The 216-nt window shown below is 53.2% G+C and carries 1 pseudogene; it reads left to right on the forward strand.

Annotated features, from left to right (window positions below):
• Window positions 1-2: 2 nt before the first annotated feature.
• Window positions 3-216 (forward strand): annotated as a pseudogene (locus tag HY29_RS19665) (IS6 family transposase); the annotation flags it as partial.

The following is a 216-nucleotide window of genomic DNA, read 5'->3' on the forward strand; positions in this document are numbered from 1 at the left end:
AAATCATCCAACTCGCGGTCATGATGTATGTCCGGTTTCCTCTGTCATTACGGAATGTCGAAGACCTGCTGCATCAGCGAGGCATCGACATCTGCCATGAAACTGTCCGGCATTGGGTGGACCGCTTCGGCACGCACTTCGCTCACAAAATACGGAAACGTCGTTCGGAAAGAGTGAGACAATCGCCGCAATGGCAGTGGCACCTGGACGAAGTCT

Origin of the sequence: Hyphomonas beringensis, assembly GCF_000682755.1 — a bacterium.
In the GTDB taxonomy this organism is placed as follows: domain Bacteria; phylum Pseudomonadota; class Alphaproteobacteria; order Caulobacterales; family Hyphomonadaceae; genus Hyphomonas; species Hyphomonas beringensis.